General features: G+C 63.9%; 13 protein-coding genes. 7 read left to right on the plus strand and 6 right to left on the minus strand.

Annotated features, from left to right (window positions below):
* The first annotated feature begins 1 nt into the window (after position 1).
* The 5 genes from FJ973_RS17095 to FJ973_RS17115 all read left to right on the plus strand — a co-directional run bounded on the left by FJ973_RS17095 (position 2) and on the right by FJ973_RS17115 (position 5231).
* The gene (locus tag FJ973_RS17095) at positions 2-691 is read left to right on the plus strand and encodes a PIG-L deacetylase family protein (protein ID WP_140556857.1); all 690 of its coding nucleotides are present in this window, start codon (positions 2-4) and stop codon (positions 689-691) included.
* A gap of 243 nt (positions 692-934) precedes the next feature.
* Positions 935-2842, plus strand: coding sequence for a propionyl-CoA synthetase (locus FJ973_RS17100; RefSeq protein ID WP_140556859.1), 1908 nt, complete (start codon positions 935-937; stop codon positions 2840-2842).
* A 141-nt stretch (positions 2843-2983) separates the two neighbouring features.
* Positions 2984-4063, plus strand: coding sequence for an acyltransferase (locus FJ973_RS17105; RefSeq protein ID WP_140556861.1), 1080 nt, complete (start codon positions 2984-2986; stop codon positions 4061-4063).
* Between the two features lie 135 nt (positions 4064-4198).
* Positions 4199-4519 carry a putative quinol monooxygenase gene (locus FJ973_RS17110; protein WP_140556862.1) on the plus strand — a complete coding sequence of 107 codons (321 nt, stop codon included), beginning with the start codon at positions 4199-4201 and terminating at the stop codon, positions 4517-4519.
* A 346-nt stretch (positions 4520-4865) separates the two neighbouring features.
* Positions 4866-5231, plus strand: coding sequence for a hypothetical protein (locus FJ973_RS17115; RefSeq protein WP_181167622.1), 366 nt, complete (start codon positions 4866-4868; stop codon positions 5229-5231).
* Between the two features lie 92 nt (positions 5232-5323).
* Here FJ973_RS17115 and FJ973_RS17120 read toward each other — a convergent pair whose 3' ends face one another.
* The 6 genes from FJ973_RS17120 to FJ973_RS17145 form a co-directional block, all read right to left on the minus strand.
* Positions 5324-7705, minus strand: a complete 2382-nt coding sequence (locus FJ973_RS17120; RefSeq protein WP_140497157.1) for a polysaccharide biosynthesis tyrosine autokinase — start codon at positions 7703-7705, stop codon at positions 5324-5326.
* A gap of 237 nt (positions 7706-7942) precedes the next feature.
* Entirely contained in the window at positions 7943-8839 is an 897-nt protein-coding gene (locus FJ973_RS17125; RefSeq protein WP_140556864.1) for a UTP--glucose-1-phosphate uridylyltransferase, read from the minus strand.
* 74 nt (positions 8840-8913) lie between these two features.
* Positions 8914-9882: a glycosyltransferase family 2 protein gene (locus FJ973_RS17130; RefSeq protein WP_140556866.1), complete on the minus strand. Its 969-nt coding sequence runs from the start codon at positions 9880-9882 to the stop codon at positions 8914-8916.
* Positions 9872-10822 (minus strand): glycosyltransferase, encoded by a 951-nt coding sequence (locus FJ973_RS17135; RefSeq protein ID WP_140556868.1) that lies wholly within the window; start codon positions 10820-10822, stop codon positions 9872-9874. The genes FJ973_RS17130 and FJ973_RS17135 overlap by 11 nt, the downstream gene beginning before the upstream one ends.
* Positions 10822-11811, minus strand: a complete 990-nt coding sequence (locus tag FJ973_RS17140; RefSeq protein ID WP_140556869.1) for a glycosyltransferase family 2 protein — start codon at positions 11809-11811, stop codon at positions 10822-10824. Before FJ973_RS17140 ends, FJ973_RS17135 begins: the two co-directional genes overlap by 1 nt.
* A gap of 15 nt (positions 11812-11826) precedes the next feature.
* A complete protein-coding gene (locus tag FJ973_RS17145) occupies positions 11827-12999 on the minus strand; it encodes a glycosyltransferase family 4 protein (RefSeq protein WP_140497167.1) in 1173 nt (390 codons plus the stop codon).
* A 189-nt stretch (positions 13000-13188) separates the two neighbouring features.
* Between FJ973_RS17145 and FJ973_RS17150 the strand changes: the two genes are divergently transcribed.
* Both FJ973_RS17150 and FJ973_RS17155 read left to right on the plus strand, forming a co-directional pair.
* Positions 13189-14685 carry a lipopolysaccharide biosynthesis protein gene (locus FJ973_RS17150; protein ID WP_140556871.1) on the plus strand — a complete coding sequence of 499 codons (1497 nt, stop codon included), beginning with the start codon at positions 13189-13191 and terminating at the stop codon, positions 14683-14685.
* 49 nt (positions 14686-14734) lie between these two features.
* Positions 14735-15757 carry a phosphoribosyltransferase family protein gene (locus tag FJ973_RS17155; protein WP_140497171.1) on the plus strand — a complete coding sequence of 341 codons (1023 nt, stop codon included), beginning with the start codon at positions 14735-14737 and terminating at the stop codon, positions 15755-15757.
* Positions 15758-15949 lie beyond the last annotated feature (192 nt).

Consider the following 15949-nt stretch of genomic DNA (forward strand, 5'->3'; position numbering starts at 1 on the left):
GTTGAAAATACTGGCGCTCGGCGCGCATCCTGACGACATCGAGATATTCATGTTCGGTACGATGGCGGCCTATGCGGCGCAAGGCGCAGAACTGACTTTTGCCATAGCCACGGATGGTGCCAGGGGCGGCAATAGCGATCCCACGGTTCTCGCCCGTGTCCGTCGCGAGGAGGCAACGGCCGCGGCCGCGCTGCTCGGGGCGGCGCCGCGCTTCCTCGACTTTCCCGACGGCGGACTGGTGGCGGATAACGCGCTGATCGGCGCGCTGAAGACGCTGATTGGCGAGAGCGGACCGGATCTGGTGATTACCCATGCGCCCAACGACTATCACGCCGACCACCGCGCGCTATCGGACGCCGTGCGCATCGCGGCCTCGTTCGCCGTGCCGGTGCTGCATGCCGACACGATGGGCGGTACCGGATTCTCCCCGACCCACTATGTCGACGTCTCGGCCCACGCCGACATCAAGGCCAAGGCGATCCGCCTACACCAGTCGCAGGATCCGGAGCGCTTCGTCGACATCGCCCGCACGCAGAATTTTTTTCGCGCCGGCCAGTGCAACGGCGCGCCGGGATCACAGGCCGAAGCCTTCCGCTTCGAGCCGATGTTTCCGTTTGCAGACATTCGCGACCTGCTGCCGCCGGCGCCGCCGATCCGGCCGGTGATGGTGAGCACAAAAAGGATCGACTGACCCGGAAGACGGCTGCTCGATCGCGGTGACCATGCCCGACGACGAGACCACCGGCCGACGCGCCGGTGCACACGGCCACATGGGAACGCCCGGGCCGGACCGTTGCTTTTCTTCCCGGAGGGCCACGATGTCGCACCTTTGCGACCAGGACCGGACCGGATCAGACGAATTGAGGGAAGACATCGCCGGAAAAAACAGCATAGGCTATTGCCAAGACGGCAAATCTTCCTGGGGAGGAAACGGATGGCTTCACGCTATCACGAGGTCTATGACGGCTGGAAACGCGACCCGGAAAAGTTCTGGGCGGATGCGGCGAACGCCATCGATTGGTACACGCCTTACGACAAGGTGTTCGATGCGGAAGCCGGCGTTTATGGCCGCTGGTTTACCGGCGCCACCTGCAACACCTGCTACAATGCCCTCGACCGGCATGTCGCCGGCGGGCGTGCCGACCAGATCGCGCTGATCCATGACAGCGCCATCACCGGCACCGTGAAGACATTCACCTATGCCGAGCTCAAACGCGAAGTGGTGGCGCTGACCTCGGTGCTGAAGAACCGCGGCGTCGGCAAGGGTGATCGCGTCATCATCTACATGCCGATGGTGGCGGAAGCGGCCATCGCCATGCTTGCCTGCGCCCGCGTCGGCGCCGTGCATTCGGTCGTCTTCGGCGGTTTTGCCTCGCATGAGCTCGCCACCCGCATCGACGACGCCAGGCCGAAGGTGATCATTTCGGCCTCCTGCGGCCTGGAGCCCGGCCGCGTCGTCGCCTACAAGCCGCTGCTCGACAAGGCGATCGAAATATCACGCCACAAGCCGGACGCCTGCCTGATCCTGCAGCGCGACCAATTGCGCTGCGAGCTCAGGGACAATTACGACATCGACTATGCGGACTCGGTCGCGCGCGAGCGGGCGGCCGGCGCCAATGTCGACTGCGTTCCGGTGCTTGCCACCGACCCGCTCTACATCATCTATACGTCAGGCACGACCGGCCAGCCCAAGGGCATCGTTCGCGACAATGGCGGCCACATGGTGGCGCTCGAATGGACGATGGAAAACGAGTTCGGCGTCAAGCCCGGCGAAGTGTTCTGGGCGGCGTCCGACGTCGGCTGGGTGGTCGGCCATTCCTACATCGTCTACGGGCCGCTGCTGCATGGCTGCACCAGTATCCTGTTCGAAGGCAAGCCGGTCGGCACGCCCGATGCCGGCACCTACTGGCGGGTGATCGCGCAGCATGGCGTGGTCGCCCTGTTCACCGCGCCGACGGCGTTCCGCGCCATCAAGGGGCAGGATCCCAGGGGCGAATTCGTCGCCAGATACGACCTGTCGAAATTCCGAACGCTGTTCCTCGCCGGCGAGCGCGCCGATCCCGAAACCATCAAATGGGCGGAGCAGAAACTGAACGTGCCGGTCATCGACCATTGGTGGCAGACCGAGACCGGCTCGCCAATGACCATCAACCCCGCAGGCCTTGGCCTGCTGCCGGTAAAATACGGCTCACCCGGCGTGCCGATGCCCGGCTACGACATCCGCGTGCTCGACGATGCCGGCCACGAGGTGCCGCGCGGCACGCTCGGCAATGTCGTGGTCAAGCTGCCGCTGCCGGCGGGCTGCCTGCCGACGCTGTGGAACGCCGACGCCCGTTTCCGCCAAGCCTATCTCGACGAGTTCCCCGGCTTCTACAAGACCGCCGATGCCGGCATGATCGACGATGACGGCTACCTCTACGTGATGGCCCGCACCGACGACATCATCAATGTCGCCGGCCACCGGCTGTCGACCGGCGCCATGGAAGAGGTGCTGGCAACGCATCCCGATGTCGCGGAATGCGCCGTCGTCGGCATCGCCGATTCGATGAAAGGCCAGGTTCCGCTCGGCTTCGTCGTGCTCAACGCTGGTGTCTCGCGCGAGATCGGCCTCATCGAGAGCGAAGTGGTGGGGCTGGTGCGCGAGCGCATCGGCCCGGTCGCCGCCTTCAGGACGGTGGTGACGATCAAGCGGCTGCCGAAGACGCGGTCGGGAAAGATCCTGCGCGGCACCATGCAGAAGATCGCCGACAAGGAAGACTGGACCATGCCGGCGACGATCGACGACCCGGCCATCCTCGAAGAGATCACGGCCGTGCTGAAGGAGCGCGGCATCGGGGTCTAGCTAGATGATCGGGCGCAGCAGAGCCGATCCTTCCGTTTGTTGAGCGGTCGGCGCCAACTGTCACATCTGGCCAATCTTTTGTTGTGCAATGCAACAACAGACTCTAGGGTTTGGCTTGGGGGGCCATTCCAAAGGCACGGCATGGCTCAGCACAAGGCGACATTCGGCGGCGTCGACATATTGCGTTTCCTGGCCGCCGTCATGGTGATGTTCTATCACTATGGCTTCTGGGTATGGGCATTCCCTGACGGGGTTTCGGCGCGCGCGACCGGCGGCATCCCGCCCCATCCCGAAATGGCCTTGGTCGGCTCCGGCTGGGTCGGCGTGCAGATATTCTTCGTCATCAGCGGTTTCGTCATCGCCTTCAGCGCCGAGAATTCGACGCCGCTGCGGTTTTTCGAGGCAAGGGTGAAAAGGCTGGCGCCGGCGGTCTGGATCTGCGCGCCGGTGACCGCGGCGGTGCTGCTGCTCACCGGTCTGAGCTGGCCAACCGATGCCGTGATCAGGCTCGTTCGCACCGGCCTTTTCGCGCCCTACGGCCCTTGGGTGGACAGCGTCTACTGGACGCTCGGCATCGAGATCGCCTTCTACGCTGTCGTCTGGATCCTGTTGCGGCTTGGCCGCTTCCACCTGATGGAGACGGTGGCAGTCGTGATCGGCCTCGTCAGCACGCTGTTCTGGTGCCTCTATTATCCGCTCGGCTGGTCCGACCTCGCCGAGACACGCTGGCTGCAGCTCGTCCTGGTGCACCATGGCTCTTTTTTCGCCGTCGGCGTGCTCATCTGGCTGATGCGGTTCAAGGCGGTGACGGCCTCGCGCCTGGCCTTCTGCCTGCTGTTCCTGGGCGGGGGCGTGCTGCAAATCGCCAGTTCGGTCGATGTCCACAGCGCCAAAGTCGGCGCCGCGATGCCCTATGCGCCGCCGATCCTTGTCTTCCTGGTCGCCATCGCCCTGATGGCGTGGTCACTGCGGCTCGACCTCAGCTGGAGCGGCTGGCGCCGGATCGGCTTGATGACCTACCCGCTCTATCTGATCCACGACGTCATCGGCGCGGCGATGCTCGGCGCGATGGTCCGCGCCGGGCTGCCTTATCTGTTGTCCATGGCAACGGTCGGCGCGACCATGATCGCGGCAAGCTGGCTGGTGGCGACCGAAGCCGAACCGCGCATCCGGCTGCTGCTCGACCACACGGTGTTCCGCTACCGGCTCAGGGCCGCGTAGTCGCGATCCTGTTGACCAATGAGGATTGACCAACGGGCACCTCGGTGCCTTCCTCGCAGGAGCGCACCGTCCAGCCGCAGGGTTCCGAGGCCTGGATAGTGAGACGCGGCCCTGTACAAAGTTAGGGACCAATCGATGCGGATCGTCAGGATAGCCGAACTGGAAATCGATCCTGACCAGATCGACAGCTACAAGGCCCTGATTGCCGAAGAGATCGAGGCCTCCGTGCGAATCGAGCCGGGCGTGCTTTTCCTTCATGCCGTGTCGGAAAAAGGTGCGCCTGAAAAGGTGCGCGTGATCGAATGCTACGCCGATCAGACGGCGTACGACGCCCATCTGACCACACCGCATTTTCTCAAGTACAAGACGCAAACGGCGAACATGGTGCGGTCGCTTCGGCTTATCGAAACCGACCCGATCGCGCTGTCTGCGAAACCCGGTCAGAACTCAAACTGACCAGGGCTTGGACCGACACCGCCGTCCATCCAGAGCGGACGATCGACCTGCCGTCGAAATCGCTGGCAAGCGAAATAGACTGATCTGCTCTGGGGCCGACCTGCTTCCAATCCATGTCGCCAACCTCAAAGTGCGTCGATTCTGCGCAATACAATATTGCTCCGGATGTCATTTCATAGACATCGCCAATCAGCCAAAGAAACCGGGCGTCACGGGCTAGCATGGGTCTTTGGATCGGGCGCGGCTGCTTGAATCCGCCAAGCAGTACGGAAGCTACCTCGTTATAAATTCGACCCTTGAAGATGCCCGTACTTGTTTCGCCGGCTTGTTCGCTTTACGAACGGCAATGACCCTCATCTCTCGCATTGCCGCCATTGCTTTGCTCGCCGTCATTGTCTTCGCGACACTGTCGCCAATCCAGATGCGGCCCCACCTGGGTGACCCAGATTTCGAACGCGCCCTCGCCTACGTTCTGTTCGGCGTGGCAATGGGGCTCGGCTTTCCAAACCGCTTGGCTGGAACTGTCACTATAGTTGTCGTCGTAGCCACTGTGCTGGAGCTGATGCAGCTCCTCGAACCCGGTCGGCATGCGCGCCTTTCGGACGGCTCACTGAAGGCTTTGGCAGGCATCCTCGGAATAGTTGTCGTCCATCTCAGTCTTTTGGTGGCGAGCCGCTATTGGCCGCGTAAGCTGACATTGCCTGCCGGATGATGCCCGGGTTTAGACTCCCATTGTAGCCCGCCGCGGCCACATAGGCGATGACCTGCCTCGTCACTCAGGCACGGAAATCGCCACGGTTGAACTCAGACCGTTGTCTTGCTGCGCACTTCGGTCTTGTCGAGATAATAGCTCGAGTACTGGCCGAAGAATTTTTCGGACGCTCCGAACGAGCCGTATTTGGCGAGCTTCTTGAGATCGACCTTGTTCAGCACCGCGCCGACGATCTTGTTGGCGACATAGGGTTCGGATTCGAGCATCGATCTCACCATCGCGCGCGGCGTGCGGCCCCATTCGGTGACCAGCACGAAGCCGTCGACAAGCGGCGCGAAGGCCTTGGCGTCGACCACCGGCCCCAGCGGCGGCAGATCGACGACGATGTATTCGAAGGTCTCCTTGGCGTTGTCGATGAAGCGCCGCATGCCGGCCGAGGAGAGAAGCTCGCTGGTATGCGAGAAATTGCCGCGCAGCACGGCCGGAATGATCGCCAGCTTGGTCTGCCGGTCGATCTTGCCGACCGACTGCCAGGTCTGGCCGCTCACCACCGCTTCCATCAGTCCCTGCTCGGCCTCCATGCCGAGGCTGCGGCTCAAGCCCGGATTGCGCAGGTCGCCGTCGATCAGCAGCGTCCTGGCGCCGTTGGCGGCGAGCAGTCCGGCCAGATTGGCCGCGACCGTCGACTTGCCTTCGCCGGGAAGGACCGAGATGACGCCGATGACGCGGCTGCCCTGCCCTTCCATGACGACGTCGAAGGCGATCTTTGCGCTGCGCAGCGTCTCGGAGAACATCGACGCCGGAGCATCGACGCTGACGCGCATGCGCGCGCGCTTTTCGGCGGCGGCCGGCGATTTGGCGGTTTTGAGATCCGGGTCGGCCGGCTTTTCCTCCCTGGCGGTCTTGCCGCCGATGACAGGCAGATAACCGAGGAATTTGAGGCCGACGCGGTCGCGGACATCCTCGCCGGTCCTGAAGAAACGCTCGTTGAATTCGTTCAGGCCGCCGAGCCCGGCACCCATCAACGTGCCCAGCACAAGCGAGAGCGCCAGCACAACCACCGTGCGCGGGCTGGAGGCGCTGAGCGGCGTCGATGCATCCGAGATGATGCGGATCTTGCCGACCGGGAAGGATTGCTGCTGGGCGGCTTCCTCGTAGCGGCCGAGGAATGTCTGGTAGAGCGTGGAGAGCGCCGTCGCCTTCTGGTCGAGTTCACGCAGCTTGACCTGCGACTGGTTGTCGATGGCGCTCTTGCCTTGCGCCGCGGCGACATTGGCCCTGAGCGCGGTCTCGCGCGCCAGCGCCACTTCATATTCATTGCGATAGCTTTCGGTCAGCTGCTTCAGCTCGCCGAATATCTGCGCCGATATGTCGGCCTTCTCCTTGGCGAGCGCCACCGCCTGCGGATGCTGCGGCCCAAAATTGGCCTCGACATCCTGCTGCCGCTTGGCGACGGCGAGATAGCGCGTCTTGAGCGCCGCGATGACCGAGCTGCTCGGCTGGTCGCTCGATATGGCGGCATCCTTGAAGGCGTTCTCCGAACCGCTTTCGACGATGGACTTGTATTGCTGGTAGCGGGCGCTGGCCCGGGCCGTATCGGCCTGCGCCACGATAAGCTGGGCGTTGAGGTCGGCTAGCTGCTTGGCGCTCATCAGCTGGCCGTCGCTGTTGGCGGACAGGCCGTGCTCGGCCCTGAATTTCTCGACCGCGAGCGATGCCGCCTGCGAGCTTTCGCGCAGTTCCGTCAGCCGGCCCTGCAGCCAGACCGCTGCGCGCTCGGTGGCATCGAAGGAGGCGTCGAGCTGGTCGGCGAGATAAGCATCGGCATAGGCCTTGGTGATCGCGGTCGCCAGTGCCGGGTCCGTCGCCTGGTAGCCGAGCGCGATGACATAGCTTCGCCCGACGCGCTCCGCCTGCACCTCGTTCTGCAATTTGAGGATCGCGTAGTCGCGACGTGAGGTCGCGATCAGCGCATCGCGGGTGGCGGGGTCGAGCTTGGTGACGTCGCCGACGCCCGGCATGGGAGGACTGGGGCGAACATACTGGATCAGGCCGCGGATCAGGCCGATGCCCTGGGCGAGCGCCGACTGGGGCGGGTTCATGAACGCGTCGTTGCGGTCCAGCTTCAGCTTGTCGACGACCACGGCGGCAAGCCGCGTCGAGGTCAGGATTTCGATCTGGCTCAGGATGGCCGAATCGGTCTGCATGGTCGTCGACGCCGCCGAAATGTCATCGACGATCTTGTTCAGCCCCTCATCGATCAGCACGCTCGAGACCGATTGGTATTTGGGCGGCGTGGTCTGCAGATAGAGCAGGCCCAGGACAAGACCAATGACCGCGCCCAGGACAACCACCTTGGCCTGCCGCGCTGCCATGCCAAGCAGCCGCTCGACATCGATGAAGTCTTCGCCGTCTCCTGCTTCCGAATTCGGCAATGGCATCCTCTTGTCGAGAGGAAAGTTGGCATAGTTCATCTTCGGTCCAATTCCAGAGCCCGTCCATCCCAATCATCGGGATGGGCTCTATCTCACTGTTTGAACATGATCTTTTCCGAAAACCGCCTTGCGCTTTCCGGGATCATGCCTTGGCTCCCAGGCACGTCGAAGATCGGGAGCATTGCCAAAAAGCAACGCAAGTTCCATGCCGGACGCCACAGGGCCTTCCGCGCATCGCACCGTCAGCCGTCCGACAATGCTCCCGAAACATGGGCATTATGCGGCTTCTTCCTGTCGTTCATGCGACCGGACGAACTCCTGGAGCATCTCGAAAACCGGACCCTTCATGTCGTCGCGCGCCAAGGCGAAGGCGATGTTGGCCTGGATAAAGCCCTCCTTCGAGCCGCAGTCGAACATGCGGCCCTTGAAAGGCTGGGCAAAGAAGGACTGCTCCTGCGCCAGGCGGACCATGGCGTCGGTCAACTGGATCTCATTGCCCGCGCCGCGCTGCTGGTTGCCGAGCAGGGCGAAGATCTCGGGCTGCAGGATATAGCGGCCGTTGATGTAGAAGTTCGACGGCGCATTGGCCGGCGCCGGCTTTTCGACCATCGCCGTCACCTCGAAACCGCCGCCAATGTCGGCGCCGCGGCCGACAATGCCGTATTTGTTGGTCTCGGTCGGGTCACAGCGCTCGACCGCAATGACGTTGCCGCCGGTCTCGGCATAGAGGTCGGCGACCTCGGCCAGGCAGCCGCGGCCGCCGAACGAGACCATGTCAGGCAAAAGCAGGGCGAAGGGCTCGTTGCCGATGACCTCGCGCGCGCACCAGACGGCGTGGCCAAGGCCTTGCGGGGATTGCTGGCGGATGAAGCTGGTGGCGCCGGCCACCGGCAGCAGGCTTTCCAGCGACTGCAATTGCACCTTCTTGCCGCTCTGCTCCAGTGTTCCGATCAATTCCGGATGCAGGTCGAAATAATCCTCGATAACCGCCTTGTTGCGGCCGGTCACGAACACGATGTGCTCGATGCCGGCCTCGAAGGCCTCATCGACGGCGTATTGCACGACGGGCCGGTCGACGACGGGAAGCATTTCCTTCGGCATCGACTTGGTCGCCGGCAGGAACCGCGTTCCAAGCCCCGCCACCGGTATCACGGCCTTCCTGATTTTCTTCATCGCAAATTCCTTCTGAGGAGATCGACTTCAGTCCATTCGCAGGCCAGGAAAAATCCCTCCATGTGCCTGCATCTTCACCTCCCCGCCCCCACGGCAAATTGTGCCGCTACTCGTCGCAACCGCACGGCGATCGGCATGCCCATATGCCTGACCGCCGCCGGGTCGCTGAGCGCCGTCCGGATCGCCTTGAGCGGGGACCGCGCCTTGATGTGCTGGACCATCGACAGGAACGAAGCCGCCTTGCGCAGGCTGCGGCTGCGCCGGGCGAAGGCCGCTTGCGTGGCCGCGTCCATCTGATGGCTTTGAGCGAAAATCGCATCGGCCTTGCGCATCGCCTCAACGTGATGAGGCTCGAGCACGCGCGAAATGGAGCCGCTGCGGATGTGATAGACATAGCCGATGTCAGGCTCGACCACGCACCTGCCGCCCTTGGCCAGGGCGTTGGCCAGGAAAATGTAATCCTCGCCGATGATCAGGTCCTCGTCGTAGCGAAGTCCGTTTTCTTCCAGGAAGCGGCGCTCGAAGATCGGCTTGAGATAGCCGAGATTGAACTTCGATTCGAAGACGATGTTGCCGGCGATATAGCTGGCCAGCGAGATCTCGCCCAATTCCTCCAGATAGCGCGTCGGGAACATCGCATCCTCGATCACGCCGTCCTCGCGGACGACCTGGAGGTTGTCGACGGCGATTTGCGCGCCCGCCCTTTCAGCCCGCGCGATCATGGCGGCGATGCGGCCGGGATAGACCGCGTCGTCGGAATCGAGGACCGCGACCCAGCGGCCGCGGGCAGCCTCGAGGCCGGCGTTCCTGGCGCCGCCGGGGCCCCTGTTCTGCGCGAGCGCCACGACGCGCACGATGTCTTGCGGATAGGCCCTTGCCACGTCGAGCGTCGCGTCGCGCGACTTGTCGTCGACGACGACGACCTCGACGCTGACACCCTTCTGCGCGATGGCGCTGGCGATCGCCCGGTCGAGGGTCGCCTCGGCGTTGTAGGCTGCAATGACGAAGGAAACGTCCGGGACGAAGCTGACGTCAGGCTGCACGCTTGCCTCCTTCCTGTGGCGAGGGCTGGCCGTAGAGACGAATCTCGCGGATGCCGACAAGGCCGCTGACGACGCCGACATGCATAATGCCGCGCAGCACGCTGCGGTTCCGCCGCACGGGGCTGGCAAGGAAGGGAAACGCCGCGGCGAAGCAATAGGCTGCCTTTGCCGAGGCAATGGCGACCTGTTTGAGCAGGCCAATGCCGCTCGCATTGCGCCCCAGGAGATGGCCATGCGTCTGCCCGACGCGGAAGCGGCGGCGGCCAAGCCAGTCGAACGCGGCCCTGGTCCGTGGCACGACCTCGTCCACCCAAGCCTCCGGAGAAAACGCGATCGTGCCGCCTGTCTTGTGCATCTGGTCGAAGAATTCGGTGTCCTCGCCGCCGGTCTGGCCACGCGCCAGGCTGAAGCGGCGCCCGCGCAGGCTGTCCGACCTCATGTCGAGCAGCACGTTGCAGGTGTAGCCGGTGCGGATCTCGCCGCGCACCCAGACCGGCAAGGTCGAATGGAAGTCGCCACGCCGCATCCAGTCCGGCGCATCGGCCCCATAGCGCGCCTTGACCGGGCCCAGCACGGCGGCGGCGCGACTTGCCTGGGCTGTTGCGACGAGCTCGGCAAGCCAGCGCGGCGAAGCCGTCTCGTCGTCGTCGATGAAGGCGACGAAATCCGACGTGCTGGCGTCAAGACAGGCATTTCGGGCGATCGAGATGTTGCGCGCCGGGCAGTGGTGATAGCTGATCGGCAGCGTCAGTTCCCGCGCCAGCGTCGTCACCAGATCCCTGGCGCTCGGCGTGTCGTCATTATCGGCGACGATGACCCGGACGTCGAAACCGGCCAGCCTGTCCATGGCGTCGAGCGAGCGCAGCGTGTGGGCCAATTCCGGCCGGCGGAACGTGCACACGCCGATATCGATGCTGCGGTTCTTGCCTGGAACCGCCATCACGCGACCCCGCGCTGTTTGCCAAGGCCGAGAAGCTGCAGCCAGAAACCGACGGACCAGCCGAAATGCATGACCATCGCCGAGACGCCGGCAAGCGCGATGTCGGCATTGCGCTGGCTTACCGCCGTCCACAGGCCATAGCCGAGGCATACGGATGCCCAGATCAAAAGCGGCACCGCCGCCAGCCAGTGCACGAAGGAAAAGGCCGCGAGCACCACCACCGGGAACACCAGCAGCGGCACCATCTGCCGGACCTTCGGGATGACGCGGTGCTTCAGGACATTCTTGGCGCGTCCGCGGCCGTAGCCGAGATACTGGAAATAGAGGCCGCTGAGCGACGCGCGCGGATAGTAGACCATCTGCGTCCTGCCGCTCATCCAGATCCTGTAGCCGGCCTGTCTCAGCCGGTAGTCGAGCTCGGCGTCCTCATTATGGCTGAACGTCTCGTCATAGCCGCCGACGGCCCGGAAGGCAGAAATCCGCATCAGCGCGTGATGGCCGTGATCGACCCATTCTCCGGCGGACAGATGCCTGTGCTTGGAACCGCCGGTGCCGAGCTTTGAATTCTGTGCCGCCGCGGCCGCCTTCTGCACGGTGCCGCTGCCGCTGGTCAGCATCGAGACCACGACAGAATCGGCGCCCGTGGCCAGCGCTTCCTCGACCAGCCGGTCGCAATAGTCGGCGGGATAGCCGCCATGGGCATCGATGCGGATCAGATATTCGGCACCATCGCCGAATCTGGCGACGGCAAGATTGATCGCCGCGCTCTGGATGCGCTTTTCATTGTGGAGCAGGATGATGCGGGGATCTTCCTTCGCACGCTCGCCGACAATGGCCGGGGTACCATCGGTGCTGCCGCCATCGGCAACGACGATCCTGGCGCCGAGCCTCGCGGCCGCGGGCCTGAGCTGGTCGAGCAGCACACCGATATGGGCTGCCTCGTTGAGGCAGGGAATCACGATCAGGCTGGAGGGGAGCGCTTGCATCATCGGGCGATCTCCATCCTAGGCCAAAGCCTCGGCCGCGAAGGGTTGGCGCATGGCGGCCAGGCTGCGAAGCTTGTCGACCAGCGCCTGGCAATCGCTGCGATCATAGCTCCATATCCTGGGGTTGCGCGACAGAACGCGCTCCTTCAACGTGCTGAAGCGGCGCTCCTCCATCTTGCCGATGGCGGCTTCGAGCGCGTCGGGTGAGGCTTCGGGCAACAGAATGCCGATGCCTTGCCGGCCGAGGAACCGCCCAGTTTCCGTGTTGGCCATCGAGATCGGCACCGCGCCGAATCGGCAGCCTTCATAGAGGCGATTGGGCAGCAGCCATTCGGAATTCTGGCCCGCCTCGAAGAAATCGATCGCCCAGGAGAAATGCACGTCCCGGTAGATCGCCGCCATGTCCTCCGGGTTGCGGTAGGGTCCGCGAAACGAAAGCCAGGGCTCCGCCTCGACGAAGGCGTGGAAATCCGGGAATTCGGTCAACGCCGGGCGGCCGCGCAGCACGATCTCGAACCGGCCGTCGGCGCGGCGCGAGAAATCGGCCAGGAGTTCGAGCGAGCGGCGGCAGCGCAATGCCCCGAACCAGCCGATGCGCCAGGGTGGCGCGACAGGCGCCTCGGCCATCTCATGCTCGGCCGGCAGGATCGCCGCTGCCTCGAAATATTTGTTTTCGACCAGTTCGACCGGCGCCGTCACCTGGCCGTACGGCTCGAAATAATTGGCGGTGAATGCGGGCGAGCTGGTCACCAGCAGCCTTACGTCCCTGGCAAGGTAACGTTCCGTGGCACGCAGCGCCTTGCCGACCGCATCGCTGCGAAGCATCAGGCGATGGATGTCGAGGCATTCATAGACGATCGGCACCGCGGCGCCGAATGCCGTGTTGGCGCGGCGGGCGAGCGCCAGCATTTCCAGGTTGCGCGCGATGATGAGATCGGGCCTCGGCATGCCGCGGAGCCTGGTGCCGATCGAAACCGCCGCCTTGGCGACTGCCGTCAGGCGCTGGGCGAATCGCCCGTCACGCGTCGCGCCGAGATCCAGCGGCCGCAAACCCTCGACGTCGGCAATGCGATTTGCCGTGCGGCGGAAGCCTGCGAGCGTGACCTGGGCGCCACCTGCCCTGAGCATTGTAATCCGCCGGCGCACTGCCGGGTCGGAAACGTCATGCACAAGGTACAAGACATTCAGCATGAAAACTCGACCGCTGTTGGCCCACCCACGGCGAACCTAGTACAGGTCTTGCTGCATCGCAACATTTTTGGTGCAGCGTAGCAAAATCCACGTTTTTTGTTGCACTGCAAAATAAATGCCGTAATTTGGCCGCGGCGGCGGTTGCAGGGTTCCTAGTCGGAACCTGCACAAGAATCAGGAATCCTGAATTTGGAAGCCAATCCATTCGATCCGCCAGAAGGCTCGCTGCGCAAATCGGTCGGGCGTGGCGCGGTCGTGACGGCCTTGTCGCAGTCCGTGCGGGTCGCCACGCAGATCATTTCCGTCATCGTGCTGTCGCGTCTCCTGTTGCCGCAGGATTTCGGCGTCGTGGCGATGTGCGCGCCGGTGCTGGCCTTCATCGCGCTGTTCCAGGATTTCGGCCTCACCCAGGCGACCATCCAGAAATCGGGCATACGGCACGACGAGGTGAACTACCTGTTCTGGATCAACGTCGCCGTCAGCGCCATCCTGGCCTGCGTGCTTGCCGGCGCGGCACCGCTGGTCGCCGCCTTCTACGGCGAACCGCGTGTGGCTGGCCTGGTGGCGGCGCTGGGCCTGCAGATCATGGCCTACGGCCTCGGTGCGCAGCATCTGGCGCTCCTGACCCGCCGCATGCAGTTCGGCCGCCTGGCCATCATCGATGTCGCAGGCGCCGTGGCTGGTCTTGCCGTGTCGATCGCCTGGACCTTCATCGACCGCTCCTACTGGGCACTTTTCGCCGGCACCTTGACCGGAGCCGTGCTGCCGACGCTGTGCTACTGGGCCAGTTCGCGCTGGCGGCCCAGCCTGCCGCGCAAGGTCGCCGGGATCAGCGAGCTGATCAATTTCGGCGCCGGCATAACCGGCTTCAACTTCGCCAATTTCTTTGCCCGTAATCTCGACAACGTGCTGATCGGAAAATACTGGGGCGAGGCGCAGCTCGGCCTCTATGACCGTGCCTACAAGCTGCTCCTGTTCCCGCTGAGCCAGATCACGAACCCGCTGTCGAAGGTGATGGTGCCGGCTCTTTCCAGGCTGAAGGACGAGCCCGACCGCTACCGCAGCGCCTATCTTCGCGTCATGCCGCTCATCCTGCTGGTGGCGCTTCCCGGCGTCGCTTTCGCCACCGCCATGTCGGACATACTCATCCCCTTCGTGCTCGGCGAGCAATGGCGCGCGAGCGCCTCGATTTTCCTGGCGCTTGGCTTCGCCGGGCTGCTGCAGCCGCTCAACAATCCGGCCGGATGGCTGTTCGTCAGCCAAGGCCGTTCCGGCGACTTCATGCGCTGGGGCATCATCACGGCGGTGACGTCGGTGCTCGCTTTCGTGCTGGGCCTGCCTTATGGCGCGCTCGGCGTGGCGATCGCCTATGCCGTCAGCGAATATCTGCGCACGCCTTTCCTGTGGCTCTATGTCGGCAGGAGCGGGCCGCTGCGGGCAAGGCACGTGCTTCGCGCGGCGACGCCGTTCGTGCTCGGCGCGCATGTGGCGCTGGCGGTGGTCTGGTTGGTCAAGCCGCTGCTGCCGCAGCAGCATGTCATTGCCTTGGCCAGCGGCGCGATCCTTGCCTATCTCATCACCATCGTCATCGCGCTGGCCTTCGCAGCCGGCCGTGAAGCCTTGCGCGAGGCCTTGAAAATGCTGCCGGCAAGGCCGCCGGCGGCAGCACCGCGCGAGGCGCAATAATTTCGGCGCTTTCGACCCTTACCGTTCACCCGAGCATCAGGCCTGATCCATGCATTACCGATCGATCTCAGACATGAACGACGCGATCGTGAGCAACCTTCACCGGTTGCCGCGCGACATCGACCTGGTGGTCGGCGTCCCCAGAAGCGGGGTGCTGGCAGCGACGCTGGTCAGCCTCGCGGCGAACATACCGATGACCGACCTGGACTCCTTCCTCGAGGGTCGCGTCTACACATCGGGCATCACCAAGCGCCGTGCGGTGCTCGACCGCAAGGTCGCGGAAATGCGCAAGGTGCTGGTGATCGACGACAGCGTCTCCGGCGGCAACGCCATGCGCGACGCCCGCGCCCGCATAGAGGGTGCCGGCATCGAGGCCGACTACACCTTTGCCGCCGTGTTCGGGCTTGAGCCGCAGCATGCCGAGACCGATGTCGTCTTCGAGGTCGTGCCGCATCCGCGCATGTTCCAGTGGAACTTCATGCATCACAAATTCCTGGCGCAATGCTGCGTCGACATAGACGGGGTGCTGTGCCTCGATCCGACCGAAGCGGAAAACGACGATGGTCCGGCCTACGAGAAATTCCTCAGCGAAGCGCGGCCGCTCCATACCGCGACCCGCAAGATCGGCTGGCTGGTGACCAGCCGGCTGGAGAAATACCGCGCCTTGACCGAGGCATGGCTGGCCAAGCACGAGATCAAGTACGATCATCTGATCATGCTCGACCTGCCGAGCAAGGCGGAGCGCCAGCGGCTTGGCGCGCATGGCAGTTTCAAGGCCGAATTCTACCGCAAATCCGATGCCATCCTGTTCATCGAGAGCGAGCACGAGCAGGCGCTGAGGATCACCGAGCTGTCGGGCAAACCGGTGCTGTGCGTCGAAACGCACATGGTCAGCTTTCCCAACGCGCTGTCGCTCCCGGCGCTCGGCCAGGCGGCGCGCAACCTGCCGGCCAGGTTGCGACAGGCCAAATCACAGGAAGGCCGCAAGGGCGCCGCCAAGGCCCTTGCCCGCGCGCTGCTTGGCGCCCGCGGCTACGAGACGCTGAAAAGCCGGGTCAAGCGCCTGGCCTGATCCGCCAAGGCTGCGAATCCAGATTAACGGGTTCCTTCGGAGTGTTTCGCCGGCGTGCCGGTCGAGAAGCATCAAACGAAAAACCCGCCTGTGCGGCGGGTTTCCGGCGCAACTCAGCACCATGACCAAAAATCTACCATAGCTGCCTTCACCCTGTCAAGAAAAAATTCCTATTACAGGGCTGCCGGGTCC

It is taken from the genome of Mesorhizobium sp. B2-1-3 (assembly GCF_006442495.1).
Taxonomy (GTDB): Bacteria; Pseudomonadota; Alphaproteobacteria; order Rhizobiales; family Rhizobiaceae; genus Mesorhizobium.

Bases quoted from the DNA above. Each gene is read 5' to 3' on its own strand.
- FJ973_RS17110 (WP_140556862.1), top strand. From the start codon at position 4,199: ATGCGGATCGTCAGGATAGCCGAACTGGAAATCGATCCTGACCAGATC.
- FJ973_RS17100 (WP_140556859.1), top strand. From the start codon at position 935: ATGGCTTCACGCTATCACGAGGTCTATGACGGCTGGAAACGCGACCCG.
- FJ973_RS17115 (WP_181167622.1), top strand. From the start codon at position 4,866: ATGACCCTCATCTCTCGCATTGCCGCCATTGCTTTGCTCGCCGTCATT.
- FJ973_RS17105 (WP_140556861.1), top strand. From the start codon at position 2,984: ATGGCTCAGCACAAGGCGACATTCGGCGGCGTCGACATATTGCGTTTC.
- FJ973_RS17135 (WP_140556868.1), bottom strand. From the start codon at position 10,822: ATGGCGGTTCCAGGCAAGAACCGCAGCATCGATATCGGCGTGTGCACG.
- FJ973_RS17125 (WP_140556864.1), bottom strand. From the start codon at position 8,839: ATGAAGAAAATCAGGAAGGCCGTGATACCGGTGGCGGGGCTTGGAACG.
- FJ973_RS17145 (WP_140497167.1), bottom strand. From the start codon at position 12,999: ATGCTGAATGTCTTGTACCTTGTGCATGACGTTTCCGACCCGGCAGTG.
- FJ973_RS17155 (WP_140497171.1), top strand. From the start codon at position 14,735: ATGCATTACCGATCGATCTCAGACATGAACGACGCGATCGTGAGCAAC.
- FJ973_RS17140 (WP_140556869.1), bottom strand. From the start codon at position 11,811: ATGATGCAAGCGCTCCCCTCCAGCCTGATCGTGATTCCCTGCCTCAAC.
- FJ973_RS17120 (WP_140497157.1), bottom strand. From the start codon at position 7,705: ATGAACTATGCCAACTTTCCTCTCGACAAGAGGATGCCATTGCCGAAT.